The 13,588-nt window shown below is 37.3% G+C and carries 11 protein-coding genes; all 11 read left to right on the top strand.

What is annotated here, in order from left to right:
* Positions 1-115 precede the first annotated feature (115 nt).
* The 11 genes from serC (at position 116) to kdsB (ending at position 13,571) form a co-directional block, all read left to right on the top strand.
* Positions 116-1,204, top strand: coding sequence for a 3-phosphoserine/phosphohydroxythreonine transaminase (serC, locus tag M997_RS07565; protein WP_064719501.1), 1,089 nt, complete (start codon positions 116-118; stop codon positions 1,202-1,204).
* Positions 1,205-1,400: 196 nt separating this feature from the next.
* Complete coding sequence (gene aroA / locus M997_RS07570) at positions 1,401-2,675, top strand: 3-phosphoshikimate 1-carboxyvinyltransferase (RefSeq protein ID WP_064719502.1); 1,275 nt, start codon at positions 1,401-1,403, stop codon at positions 2,673-2,675.
* Positions 2,676-2,977: 302 nt separating this feature from the next.
* Positions 2,978-3,664 (top strand): (d)CMP kinase, encoded by a 687-nt coding sequence (gene cmk / locus M997_RS07575; RefSeq protein ID WP_064719503.1) that lies wholly within the window; start codon positions 2,978-2,980, stop codon positions 3,662-3,664.
* A gap of 171 nt (positions 3,665-3,835) precedes the next feature.
* Positions 3,836-5,509, top strand: a complete 1,674-nt coding sequence (gene rpsA / locus M997_RS07580) for a 30S ribosomal protein S1 (RefSeq protein ID WP_036938108.1) — start codon at positions 3,836-3,838, stop codon at positions 5,507-5,509.
* Positions 5,510-5,571: 62 nt separating this feature from the next.
* Positions 5,572-5,859, top strand: coding sequence for an integration host factor subunit beta (gene ihfB, locus M997_RS07585; protein ID WP_064719504.1), 288 nt, complete (start codon positions 5,572-5,574; stop codon positions 5,857-5,859).
* A gap of 480 nt (positions 5,860-6,339) precedes the next feature.
* Positions 6,340-8,694: a DNA internalization-related competence protein ComEC/Rec2 gene (locus tag M997_RS07590; protein WP_064719505.1), complete on the top strand. Its 2,355-nt coding sequence runs from the start codon at positions 6,340-6,342 to the stop codon at positions 8,692-8,694.
* Positions 8,695-8,730: 36 nt separating this feature from the next.
* Positions 8,731-10,476, top strand: coding sequence for a lipid A ABC transporter ATP-binding protein/permease MsbA (gene msbA / locus M997_RS07595; RefSeq protein WP_064719506.1), 1,746 nt, complete (start codon positions 8,731-8,733; stop codon positions 10,474-10,476).
* On the top strand, positions 10,473-11,462 hold the full coding sequence (lpxK, locus tag M997_RS07600) for a tetraacyldisaccharide 4'-kinase (protein WP_064719507.1): 990 nt from the start codon (positions 10,473-10,475) through the stop codon (positions 11,460-11,462). Before msbA ends, lpxK begins: the two co-directional genes overlap by 4 nt.
* A gap of 526 nt (positions 11,463-11,988) precedes the next feature.
* Complete coding sequence (locus M997_RS07605) at positions 11,989-12,204, top strand: cold shock domain-containing protein (protein ID WP_064719508.1); 216 nt, start codon at positions 11,989-11,991, stop codon at positions 12,202-12,204.
* A gap of 421 nt (positions 12,205-12,625) precedes the next feature.
* Positions 12,626-12,805, top strand: a complete 180-nt coding sequence (locus M997_RS07610; protein ID WP_064719509.1) for a Trm112 family protein — start codon at positions 12,626-12,628, stop codon at positions 12,803-12,805.
* 4 nt (positions 12,806-12,809) lie between these two features.
* On the top strand, positions 12,810-13,571 hold the full coding sequence (gene kdsB / locus M997_RS07615; RefSeq protein ID WP_064719510.1) for a 3-deoxy-manno-octulosonate cytidylyltransferase: 762 nt from the start codon (positions 12,810-12,812) through the stop codon (positions 13,569-13,571).
* The last annotated feature ends 17 nt before the right edge of the window (positions 13,572-13,588 follow it).

The raw sequence follows: 13,588 nt of genomic DNA on the forward strand, positions 1-13,588 counted from the left end.
TTTACGCACTGCATATTATGTGTTAGCTCACAATAATCATTGCGCCAATTTAATGGGAATGATACAACCGATAGAGGTCGTTTTGTAAAAACATATTCAGATAGGGTGAATTTGAATGAGTCAGGTATATAACTTTAGTGCGGGTCCGGCTATGTTACCGGCAGAAGTTCTTCGTCGTGCAGAATTAGAATTATGTAACTGGCACGCGTTAGGGCGCTCGGTGATGGAAATTAGCCATCGTAGTAAAGAATTTCTTGAAGTTGCACATCAGGCTGAGCAGGATCTCCGTGATCTATTAAATGTGCCAGAAAACTACAAAATTCTTTTCTGTCATGGTGGCGCGCGAGGTCATTTCGCTGCATTACCGCTCAATTTATTAGGCGATAAGAAAACGGCTGATTATATTGATGGCGGTTATTGGGCAGAAAGTGCAGCAGAAGAAGCTGAAAAATATTGCTCACCAAATATCATTAAAATTAAAACAGAAATTGATGGCAAAGTTGGCGTAAAACCAATGAAAGAGTGGCTGTTAAGTCATGATTCAGCGTATGTACACTATTGCCCAAATGAAACCATTGATGGTATCGCTATTCATGAAGAGCCTGATTTCGATGATAAAAAAATCATTATTGCTGACTACTCTTCTTCTATTTTATCTAAACCAATAGATGTGAGCCGTTATGGCGTAATTTATGCCGGTGCGCAAAAAAATATTGGCCCTGCAGGCTTAACTATCGTTATTATTCGCGAAGATTTGTTGGGTAAAGCGCGTAAAGAAACACCTTCTGTGTTTGATTACACGGTGCTTGCTGAAAATGACTCAATGTTTAATACGCCACCAACTTTTGCTTGGTATTTATCAGGTATGGTTTTCAAGTGGTTAAAAGAACAAGGCGGATTGCAAGAAATGGCAAAACGCAATTATGAAAAAGCAACACTTCTTTATAGCGCGATAGACAATAGTGATTTCTATATCAACCGAGTCGCACCAGAAAATCGTTCATTAATGAATATCCCTTTCCAAATGTCATCTCCTTCTTTAGATTCAGTATTCTTAAAAGAAGCTGAGGCACAAGGGCTGGTGGCATTAAAGGGGCATCGTGTTTCTGGTGGTATGCGTGCCTCTATTTATAACGCTATGCCTCTAGCGGGTGTGCAAGCATTAGTTGACTTTATGGCTGATTTTGAGCGTCGTCACGCTTAATAGCTAAAATTAGGCTAAGAAAACCTGCCTATAAGCAGGTTTTCTTATAACTAAGGGTGCTAATAATTAAAATAGAGTTATCCCTGTACAAAAATAATAAATAGATAATATCAGTACAAAAATAATTTTAATTTTAATTGTTTAATTAGCACTTCTTCTTATTATTAAATTGATTTATCGGAGTTTCTACCTGTTTATGGAATCGTTGACACTACAACCTATCGCTCATATTGAAGGCACTATTAATTTACCAGGGTCTAAAAGCGTCTCTAATCGTGCATTATTACTGGCAGCGCTAGCGAAAGGTAAAACTCGTTTAACTAACTTACTTGATAGTGACGATATTCGTCATATGTTAAATGCATTAAAAGCACTGGGTATTCATTATCAATTATCGAATAACAATACAGTCTGCGACATCGAAGGTTTAGGTGGCGAATTCAAAACATCAGCATCACTAGAGTTATTTTTGGGCAATGCTGGCACCGCAATGCGGCCATTAGCGGCTGCTTTAAGTTTAGGTCATCATGATATTATTTTAACGGGTGAGCCTAGAATGAAAGAGCGGCCTATCGGGCATTTGGTCGATGCTTTACGTCAAGGTGGTGCAAAAATTGATTATCTTGAACAAACAGATTATCCCCCAATCCGACTTCAAGGTGGTTTTAATGGTGGCAATGTTGACGTTGATGGCAGTGTATCAAGTCAATTTCTTACTGCATTGTTGATGGCTGCACCTTTAGCGCCACAAGATACTACTATCACTATTAAAGGTGAGTTGGTATCCAAGCCTTACATTGATATTACATTGGCATTAATTAAAACTTTTGGTGTCGATATTGAAAATCAAAACTACCAGCAATTTATCATCAAAGGTGGCCAGCAATATCAATCACCGGGTCAATACTTAGTTGAAGGCGATGCATCATCAGCCTCTTATTTTTTAGCCGCCGCAGCAATTAAAGGCGGTACAGTTCGCGTAACAGGAATTGGTAAAAATAGCTTACAAGGTGATATTCATTTTGCTTCTGTACTGGAAAAAATGGGTGCAAAAGTTCGTTGGGGGGATGATTATATTGAATGCGAGCGTGGTACGCTTAAAGGTATTGATATGGATATGAATACCATCCCCGATGCAGCAATGACTATTGCAACAACAGCATTGTTTGCAGAAGGCGAAACAACCATTCGGAATATCTACAATTGGCGAGTCAAAGAGACTGACAGACTAGCAGCAATGGCGACAGAATTGCAAAAAGTAGGTGCGACGGTTGAAGAAGGGCATGATTACTTAAAAGTAACGCCTCCTAAGCAATTAAAAACAGCTGATATTGAAACCTATAATGATCATCGCATTGCAATGTGTTTTTCATTGGTGGCGCTTTCTGACATACCGATCACAATCCTTGATCCTGGTTGTACAGCAAAAACATTCCCCGATTATTTTGAAAAATTAAATACACTGGCATAAAGATAGAATTATTTATTTTGTGATATTAGGTTTAATCGGCGGTATTTTTATTAATAAAGCATAATACCGTCGGTTTTTTATTTTATAGAGTAAGTTTTTCTCAAAAAATAGCTTTTTTTCAAAGTTTATCGTCAATAAGTTTATCTCACGCTCAACTGCTTATTCCTTCATATACATTGTATGCGTATAATGGCGCGCAATATGATTAATACTGTTTTTCTCTGTTTGAAATTTATACTTATTATATCAATGTAATGGAGTATCAAATATAGAAACGCAGTGCCCATAAAAAGGAGAAACTCATGGCAGTTATCGTCCCTGTTATTACTGTTGATGGGCCAAGCGGAGCGGGTAAAGGAACATTATGCCAAGCCTTAGCAACGGCTTTTGGTTGGCACTTACTTGATTCTGGTGCAATTTATCGTGTATTAGCATTAGCTGCATTACATCATCATGTGGATATTAGTTCTGAAGATGCACTGGTTCCATTAGCAGCAAATCTTGATGTTAGATTTGTACCTAATGAAAATGGGCTAAGCGTTATCCTTGAAGGTGAAGATGTTTCAACTGAGATCCGTACAGAAACGGTAGGAAATACAGCTTCCCAAGCAGCTACATTCCCACGAGTAAGAGAGGCTTTATTACGACGTCAACGAGCATTCCGTACTGATCCTGGATTGATTGCTGATGGCCGAGATATGGGCACAATTGTTTTCCCTGACGCACAAGTGAAAATATTTCTTGACGCCAGTGCTGAAGAGCGGGCTCGCCGCCGCATGTTACAGTTGCAGGAAAAGGGCTTTAATGTTAACTTTGAGCGCCTTTTATCCGAGATAAAAGAGCGTGATTACCGAGATCGGAATCGTGCGGTTGCGCCATTAGTTGCAGCAAAGGATGCATTAATTCTCGATTCAACAAGCTTGTCTATCGACGAAGTCATTGAAAAATCGTTGACTTATGCTAAAAAAAATCTGCAATTATCAGCGTAATTAATTTTTATTTCGTTTATACTGGGTAATATTAAAATCGGGTTACGTGTTAATGAAAACACAATAATGCCCGATGACCTTGTCACAAAGGATGTAACGAGGTATGTGAAACAACCCCATTCGGCCGGATGCTAAATGGACGTTAATTAAATTTACTTGAAGATCATTAACATGACAGAATCTTTTGCTCAACTCTTTGAAGAATCCTTAAAAACAATCGAAACTCGTCCAGGCGCTATCGTTCGCGGCGTTGTAGTTGCTATCGATAAAGACGTTGTTCTGGTTGATGCAGGTCTGAAATCAGAATCTGCTATTCCTGTAGAACAATTTAAAAACGCTCAGGGCGAATTAGAAATCCAAGTTGGTGACGAAATCGACGTTGCTCTGGACGCGGTTGAAGATGGCTTCGGTGAAACCGTTCTGTCTCGTGAGAAAGCTAAACGTCACGAAGCGTGGCTGATGCTGGAAAAAGCTTACGAAGAAAACGAAACTGTTGTTGGTATCATCAACGGTAAAGTTAAAGGTGGTTTCACTGTTGAACTGAACGGCATTCGTGCGTTCCTGCCAGGCTCACTGGTAGACGTTCGTCCAGTACGTGACACAACTCACCTGGAAAACAAAGAGCTTGAGTTCAAAGTCATCAAATTAGACCAAAAACGTAATAACGTTGTTGTTTCTCGTCGTGCGGTTATCGAATCTGAAAACAGCGCAGAACGCGATCAGTTATTAGAAAACCTGCAAGAAGGCATGGAAGTTAAAGGTATCGTTAAGAACCTTACTGACTACGGTGCATTCGTTGATCTGGGCGGTGTTGACGGTTTACTGCACATCACTGACATGGCTTGGAAACGTGTTAAACACCCAAGCGAAATTGTCAATGTTGGCGACGAAATCACTGTTAAAGTCCTGAAATTCGACCGTGAACGTACTCGCGTATCATTAGGTCTGAAACAACTGGGCGAAGATCCTTGGGTAGCTATCGCTAAACGTTACCCAGAAGGTACAAGACTGACTGGTCGTGTAACTAACCTGACTGATTACGGCTGCTTCGTAGAAATCGAAGAAGGCGTTGAAGGTTTAGTACACGTTTCTGAAATGGATTGGACTAACAAAAACATTCACCCATCTAAAGTTGTTAACGTTGGTGATGTTGTTGAAGTTATGGTTCTTGACATCGATGAAGAGCGTCGCCGTATTTCACTGGGTCTGAAACAGTGTAAATCTAACCCATGGCAGCAGTTCGCAGAAACTCACAATAAAAACGACCGTGTTGAAGGTAAAATCAAGTCTATCACTGACTTTGGTATCTTCATCGGCCTAGACGGTGGTATCGACGGTCTGGTTCACTTATCTGACATTTCTTGGAATGTTGCAGGTGAAGAAGCCGTTCGTGAGTACAAAAAAGGCGACGAAATCGCTGCTGTAGTTCTGCAAGTTGATGCTGAACGTGAACGTATCTCTTTGGGCGTTAAACAATTATCAGAAGATCCATTCAATAATTACCTGTCTGCTCACAAAAAAGGTGCTATTGTTTCTGGTAAAGTAACCGCTGTTGATGCTAAAGGCGCAACTGTAGAGTTAGCTGATGGTGTTGAAGGTTACCTGCGCGCTTCAGAAGCTTCACGTGACCGCGTTGAAGATGCAACTCTGGTTCTAAATGTTGGCGAAGCTGTAGAAGCTAAATATACTGGCGTTGACCGTAAAAACCGCGTTATCAACTTATCTGTTCGTGCTAAAGACGAAGCTGATGAGAAAGACGCTATCGCTTCTGTGAACAACAAAGAAGAAGTTGGTTTTTCAAATAACGCTATGGCTGAAGCTTTCAAAGCAGCTAAAGGCGAATAATTTAAGTTATTAACGAAGGCAACGTTATCGTTGCCTATTTATCGGTAGTCTAGGGAGGTAATATGACCAAGTCTGAATTAATTGAGAGACTTGCAGGCCTACAATCTCATCTTTCGGCTAAAACAGTTGAAGATGCTGTAAAAGAAATGCTTGATCATATGGCTGACACATTGGCTGATGGTGAGCGTATCGAAGTCCGCGGATTCGGCAGTTTTTCTCTACACTACCGTGCGCCGCGTACGGGTCGTAACCCGAAAACTGGTGATAAAGTGGATCTGGAAGGTAAATACGTTCCACACTTTAAGCCAGGTAAAGAGTTACGTGACCGTGTAAATATTTATACGGAATAAACAACTTCCTGTCGAAAAGGCATAAGTTAGTTAACTTTCTCAAAATGGTGCTTCGGCACCGTTTTTTATTACTTATTTTTTTGTTTTAGCTTTTCTTATACTAAGCCTTTAAGTTTTTATCATCAAATTTTGCTCACTCGTTCTTTCTTAGAGTTAATATCTCTCTTATTCTCTTATTCTCTTATTCTCTTATTCTCTTATTCTCTTATTCTCTTATTCTCTTATTCTCTTATTCTCTTATTCTCTTATTCGCAGCTTGTAATGAGTTTATGTGCTTTTCTTAGTTATTTCCTTAATAAACGTTCATAAAAAATGTTTAATTTATTTTATTTAGAGTTGTCTCACAATAAATTGCATATTATCAAAAAATACATTTTTTATTTAGAATAAAACTCGAAAATATTCAGATCAACTGCATATTTAAATTTTATTTAACGATATGATATTAAAAGGATAAAGTTAACACTATGGATTAGTAAAATGTTTTTTTTGAAAAAAATAAGATTTTATAATGATTTTAAAATAGCATGTATAATAAATAGATATTTTAAACTGTTATATGTTAATAAACTCAATGTAGATAAAGCTGCTTTTGCGATAATATTAGGATGTCTTCCTTTATTAGTTCAATCAGAACTTATTAATAGTAAAGGATGCTTTTTTATTATTATCTTTTCTTTATTATTACTTCTTGTTCCACACTCTAATATTCGGTTTTTAGCATTTATATTATTATTTTTGGGATATTCAAATAGTATTGCTTTATCGTTGATCTCTAGAACAAATCAATTGTCTGATAGCATTATGACGATTGAAACAAAAATTATTGAATATCGCCAATTGCAAGATGGTGATATCATCATAAAAATTGCCATTCCTAAAGAAAGTATATTTTCATCTACTATTTATGCCAATGTCTATTGGCGAAATCCACCTAAAACTAGCCTTATTGGGCAATATTGGCAATTTAAAATCCAATTTCGTGCTGTACATAGTTATTTAAACGAAGGGGGCTTCGACAGTCAGAAATACGGTGTATCAATAAAAGAAACGTTGGCTGGAAAAGTGATGTTGGCAACTTTAATCGATGCAAATATTTCGTTACGTATGCAATTTATTCAGTATTTATCAACATATTGGGAAGCTACGAAAAACAAAGGCGAAATTGTTGCATTGGTTCTTGGTGATAAACGTCAAATAAGCGTTAAACAAAAAGATATTTACATGAAAACAGGTGTAGCGCATCTTGTTGTTATTTCTGGACTTCATATTGGATTATCAGCATTTTTTGGTTGGTTTATTGCTAGAGCTATTCAGTTGTTATTTCCTATTAAATGGATTGGAACATTATTTCCGCTAATTATAGGATGGAGCTGTGGCGTTATTTATGCCGCTTTATCTGGATGGGGTATTCCTGCAATAAGAGCTATAATAGGGTTAAGTGTATGGGTGTTATTACATTGGCGTAGTCGGTTATTTTTACCTTGGCAATGGGCACTTTGGAGTGCTGCACTTATTTTAATTTTTGAACCCCTCTCTATCTTATCTGTCAGTTTTTGGCTCTCATTTTCCGCTGTATTTGCGATTATTTTTTGGTATTGGATGTATCCATTGATAGGGAAGTACACCTATCAAAAACGTTGGTTTATTTTTAGATTAGTCCATTTACAGTTTGGGCTAATGATTATTTTATTACCTTTTCAATATTATTTATTTGGTGGCGGTAATCTTTTTAGCTTTTTTGCTAATTTATGGGCTGTTCCTATTATCTCTTTTATTACTGTTCCGTTGATCATGCTTGGGTTATTTACTTCGTTTATGCCTTTTTGCCAGCCTTTTTTATGGCATTTGATCGATCTTTCCATTAGTTATGCATTTTGGTGCCTTCCTTATTTTTCTTCTTTTTGGCGTGATAGTGGTTCGATACCTTTTTTACTCAGTCTCAGTGGTATTGTCGGTATTCTAGTTATTAAGATGAAATGGTGGTGTAGTCACTTTATTTTAGTGATAGCCGTGGAAACACTTTTATATTGTGAGATGTTCACTTCAGCGCGTTATCAATGGCGTATGACAATGTTAGATGTTGGGCATGGGCTGGCTATTATCATTGAAAATGATGGCGATGCGGTAATTTACGACACAGGAATGCGTTGGAAAAGTGGTGGTTCTATTGCAAAAAGAGTGATTATTCCTTATCTAAAAAGCCGTCAACTCACACCTAGCGTATTAATAATTAGCCATGATCATTTAGATCATACCGGTGGAGTGGCTGATCTGTTAGTTGCATATCCTCAATTAATCATTCGCAGTAGTTTTAATCAGCCCCGGCACTTACCTTGTTTACAAGGACAATCATGGCAGTGGAAAGGGCTTGTTTTTCATGCTTTATGGCCAATTCACTTATATACTTCACCGAAAAATAATGAATCATGTGTTATTAATGTTAGTGATGGAAAGCAGAGTATATTACTTACAGGTGATATAGAAAAAGAAAGTGAGGTGCAATTAGTCAGGTCGAAAAACAATCGATTAAAGGCAGATATTTTGCAAGTCCCTCATCATGGTAGCCAAACATCTTCAACATTGGCGTTTATTCAAGCAGTTTCACCAAATATTGCACTTGTTTCTGCTGCTCGTTATAGCCCTTGGCGTTTACCTTCTGATAAAGTACATCGCCGTTATAAAAATGAAGCCATTAATTGGCTAACCACATCTATTAGAGGGCAGATTTCTATTGAGTTTAGTCACAATAAGATTGATATATTAACCTACAGACAAGATATATTGCCTCGTTGGTATAATCAGTGGTTTGGTATTTTGACTATTAACGAGTAGAATAACCCGCTATTTATTAAAAGTTTGGTAATACATATGAATGATATAGACCTATCAACGTGGCAAACTTTCCGTCGCTTATGGCCGATGATTCGTGTCTTTAAAGCCGGTTTGTTAGTTGCAGCAGTCGCATTGGTGATAAATGCGAGCGTTGATGCTTTTATGATCTCTTTACTAAAACCACTGCTTGATGAAGGCTTTGGTAAGGCGAGCAATGACGTATTAAAATGGATGCCTTTTGCCATTATTGGATTGATAGTTCTACGTGGTATATCTAACTTTGTATCAAGTTATTGCCTTTCATGGGTTTCTGGAAAGGTAGTTATGAATATGCGACGTCGGTTGTTTTCTCATATTATGGGAATGCCGGTAAGCTTTTTTGATCAGCAATCAACAGGAACACTACTTTCTCGAATCACTTACGATTCAGAGCAAGTCGCTTCATCTTCTTCTGGTGCATTAATTACCGTTGTGCGTGAAGGTGCTTATATCATTGGTTTATTTGTACTGATGTTCTATTACAGCTGGCATTTGTCACTTATTTTGATTGTTATTGCACCTATTGTGGCTGTTGTTATTAGAATTGTGTCTACACGGTTTAGAACGATAAGTAAACGTATTCAAAATAGCATGGGGCAAGTAACAACAAGCGCTGAGCAGATGCTGAAAGGCCATAAAGAAGTTCTTATTTTTAATGGCCAAGAAGTTGAAAACAAGCGTTTTAATCATGTGAGTAACCATATTCGCCGTCAAGGTATGCGTATGGTAGTTGCATCATCAATTTCTGATCCTATTATTCAGCTTATTGCTTCTTTTGCATTGGCATTTGTTTTATATGCGGCCAGTTTTCCTGAAATTATGGATACATTGACCGCAGGGACTATCACCGTTGTTTTCTCTTCAATGGTTGCATTAATGCGCCCATTAAAATCGTTAACTAATGTTAATGCTCAATTCCAACGTGGTATGGCAGCTTGCCAAACATTATTTGCCATTTTGGATCTAGAGCAGGAAAAAGATACGGGTAAATTAGAGCTGAAAAAACCAACGGGTGATATCGAGTTTCGTAATGTCACTTTCCAATATGCGACGAAAGATACTCCTGCATTGAAAAATCTTTCTTTTACAATTCCTGCAGGAAAAACAGTTGCTTTAGTTGGTCGCTCAGGTTCAGGTAAATCAACGATAGCAAATCTGCTTACTCGTTTTTACGACATTAATGAAGGTGAAATTCTAATTAATGGTCACGATATTCGTGATTACACATTAAAATCACTACGTGACCAAGTCGCATTAGTTTCTCAAAATGTTCATCTATTTAATGAAACAGTAGCGAACAATATTGTTTATGCATGTGAAGATAAATATAGCCGAGAAGATATCGAGAAAGCCGCTAAAATGGCTCATGCTATGGACTTTATCCAAAAATTAGATAATGGGCTTGATACTGAAATTGGTGAAAATGGTGTACTGCTTTCTGGTGGACAACGTCAACGTATTGCTATTGCAAGGGCGCTATTACGTGATTCACCCATTTTAATATTAGATGAAGCAACATCAGCACTCGATACCGAATCAGAAAGAGCAATTCAATCAGCACTTGATGAATTGCAGAAAAATAGAACCTCTTTGGTTATTGCTCATCGCTTATCTACAATTGAAAAAGCAGATGAAATTCTGGTAATTGAAGATGGTGAAATTGTTGAACGTGGTGCGCACCTCAATCTTCTAGAAAAAGAAGGTGTTTATGCACAACTTCATAGGATGCAATTTGGAAAATGATTGAACGGATTTGGTCTGGTAAATCTTGGTGTTATATTCTCTTGCTGCCATTTTCATGGTTATATGGTGCTATAGCAATACTGAGACGTATCGCATATCAAAAAGGGTGGTTATCATCGTGGAAATCACCCGTTCCCGTTGTTGTCGTTGGCAATTTAACCGCGGGTGGTAATGGAAAAACGCCAGTTGTTATTTGGCTGGTTGAGCAACTTATTCAGCAAGGTTTTAAGGCTGGGGTTGTTTCACGCGGCTATGGCGGTAAATCAGACCATTATCCTTTATTACTTTCTTCTGAAACAACACCTGCAATGGCAGGTGATGAGCCGGTATTAATTTATCATCGAACTGGTGTGCCAGTTGCGGTTGCACCAGTTCGACGAGATGCTATAAAAGCATTATTAGCCCAGCATAAGCTTGATGTCATCATCACTGATGACGGATTACAACATTATGCCTTACAACGAGATTATGAAATTGTTGTTATTGATGGGCAACGCCGTTTTGGTAATGGTTGGTGGTTACCCGCAGGGCCTATGCGTGAACGTGCAGAGCGCTTAAATACTGTTGATGCAATTATCGTTAATGGCGGATTAAATCAAAGTAATGAGATAGGTATGGTTTTAGAGGGAGATCTTGCTATTAACCTTAAAACAGGTGAAAAAAAACCTATTAATCAACTAAATAAAGCTGTAGCTATGGCGGGAATTGGTCATCCTCCTCGTTTTTTTAATTCTTTAAACGATAAAGGTGTTGAATTAATTGCGACTAAAGCATTTAGCGATCATAGTGATTATCGTGCGCAAGAGTTACAACAGCTTACTCCACATAATGAGCCACTTATCATGACAGAAAAAGATGCCGTTAAATGTCAGCATTTTGCTCAAGATAATTGGTGGTATTTACCTGTCTCTGCGGTGCTTAATAATCAAACCGTGCTAAAACAAGTGATTAATTTAATTTACAGCTCGAAAAAAACTTGTGTCTAATCTGAAACAATGATATTTATATTGGAAATCAGGATAGCGTTACATAAAAGATTACCTACCCACTAATCGCATATCGCTTTTGTCGTAGTCCAATTTAAATCGCTAATACCCTATCTACTCAAAAGCCTTGTGTGGGTTGTTTGTGGATCTTTAGTGTTGGGTTAATTCTTTTGTGCTGTAGATATTGGTTAGCTTTGCGTACTGTTGGTTATAGAAATTGTTTTAAGTAGATACTATTAATTATTTATTTCGAGTTATTCTATTTATCGATACGCAATAAAATATTTTTCTCATATCATGTCATTTAATTGTCATGATAATGCTGTAAATATTTTATTAAGCTTATAGATATCTCGTAAGTTAGCTATCACGATTTTGAACATTTATATATGAATAATAAAATGCACTACTTAAATTAATGTGTTCAGAATTTAATGGGGTTTTATATAAGAAGACTTAATAAAAAGTAGGATGCATTTGTGTAGTGAAATAAAACTATACAAAGAACAAAAGGAGTTTATCTATCATGACATTACAATTAATTATGGGTCGCGTTAAATGGTTTGATACTAATAAAGGTTACGGCCTTATTGTATCAACGGATATTGAACAAGAAATTTACGTCAATAAAAAAGCGATAGCCAATACAAAAAATAAAGCTTTAACAGAAGGTCAGCATGTTGAATTTTCTGTTATCAGAACTGCGGCAGGTTTAGAAGCTGCTGATGTTATCGGCTTTTAATTACTATCTATACTAATTTATAGATAAAACAATAGGTTAAATTATTTTTTTCCTATTGTTTACATTATTGTTTTTTAGTTATCTTTTGGCCTGGGTTTAATGAAGAACATCATAAGTATGTTTAGAAGATAATATGAAACTCACTAAGTTAATTAGAATGCAATAAAGATAATAAAATGGTTAAATTATTATCAATAAAAGTCGAATGTAATTCTTTATTAATGATGTTGTATCCTAATCGATAAAAAGCCACTTTGATGTGGCTTTTTTGTTGCTGATAGTGAAAAAGAAAATAATAAAATCATTAATAGCAAAAAATAATTGCATAATAATCGCTAAACGAGCGAGTTAGAGTATTAACGCTGATCCTTCCTTATGATATCCTTTTGGCATATAAATGATTAACCCTTGTGAGGGACACATGGATCACCGTTTACTCGAAATAATTGCTTGCCCAGTTTGTCATGGCAAACTTATCTTTGATAAAGAAAATTCAGAGCTTATCTGCAAAATTGATCATTTAGCTTATCCTGTTCGTGACAATATCCCCGTTCTTCTAGAAAATGAAGCAAGAGAATTGTCACTAGAAGAGGAAAGATAATTTCATGTTTACGGTCATTATCCCTGGTCGATATGCATCGACTCGTTTACCCGGCAAACCATTAGCTGATATTCATGGTAAACCTATGATTGTCCGCGTAATGGAACAAGCAAAGCGCTCTGGTGCGCAGCGTGTGATTGTAGCTACAGATAATTTGGATGTGGTGGCTGCAGTTGAAAATGCGAGGGGTGAAGCGTGTATGACCCGTGAAGATCACCACTCAGGTACTGAACGCCTAGCAGAAGTGATTGAAAAATATCAATTTGCAGATGATGAGATAATTGTTAACGTTCAAGGGGATGAACCCCTTATTCCTCCTGCTATTATTAGCCAAGTTGCAGAAAATTTAGCTAATTGTGGTGCAGGAATGGCAACACTTGCTGTGCCTATCGTTGACTCAAAAGAAGCCTTTAATCCCAATGCTGTTAAAGTGGTAATGGATGCTAAAGGGTTTGCTCTCTATTTTTCTCGCGCCACTATTCCTTGGGAACGTGACCGTTTTAATTTATCCCATGATGAAATTGGTGAGCATTATCTGCGTCATATCGGTATTTATGCTTATCGTGCAGGTTTTGTCCGTCGTTATATCAATTGGGCACCAAGCCCGTTGGAATCTATCGAGATGTTAGAACAGCTTCGTGTTCTGTGGTATGGCGAAAAGATCCATGTTGCGAAAGCATTAGAAGTGCCTGGTGTAGGTGTTGATACACAAGATGACTTAATTGCAGCAAGAGCAGCATATCGAGCCCTTAACCAAGAGTTCTAATATTTGGTTAAAAAATA

Origin of the sequence: Proteus hauseri ATCC 700826 (assembly GCF_001654965.1) — a bacterium.
GTDB lineage: Bacteria > Pseudomonadota > Gammaproteobacteria > Enterobacterales > Enterobacteriaceae > Proteus > Proteus hauseri.

Bases quoted from the DNA above. Each gene is read 5' to 3' on its own strand.
- serC (WP_064719501.1), top strand. From the start codon at position 116: ATGAGTCAGGTATATAACTTTAGTGCGGGTCCGGCTATGTTACCGGCA.
- cmk (WP_064719503.1), top strand. From the start codon at position 2,978: ATGGCAGTTATCGTCCCTGTTATTACTGTTGATGGGCCAAGCGGAGCG.
- kdsB (WP_064719510.1), top strand. From the start codon at position 12,810: ATGTTTACGGTCATTATCCCTGGTCGATATGCATCGACTCGTTTACCC.
- aroA (WP_064719502.1), top strand. From the start codon at position 1,401: ATGGAATCGTTGACACTACAACCTATCGCTCATATTGAAGGCACTATT.
- rpsA (WP_036938108.1), top strand. From the start codon at position 3,836: ATGACAGAATCTTTTGCTCAACTCTTTGAAGAATCCTTAAAAACAATC.
- msbA (WP_064719506.1), top strand. From the start codon at position 8,731: ATGAATGATATAGACCTATCAACGTGGCAAACTTTCCGTCGCTTATGG.
- ihfB (WP_064719504.1), top strand. From the start codon at position 5,572: ATGACCAAGTCTGAATTAATTGAGAGACTTGCAGGCCTACAATCTCAT.
- M997_RS07605 (WP_064719508.1), top strand. From the start codon at position 11,989: ATGACATTACAATTAATTATGGGTCGCGTTAAATGGTTTGATACTAAT.
- M997_RS07610 (WP_064719509.1), top strand. From the start codon at position 12,626: ATGGATCACCGTTTACTCGAAATAATTGCTTGCCCAGTTTGTCATGGC.
- lpxK (WP_064719507.1), top strand. From the start codon at position 10,473: ATGATTGAACGGATTTGGTCTGGTAAATCTTGGTGTTATATTCTCTTG.
- M997_RS07590 (WP_064719505.1), top strand. From the start codon at position 6,340: ATGTTTTTTTTGAAAAAAATAAGATTTTATAATGATTTTAAAATAGCA.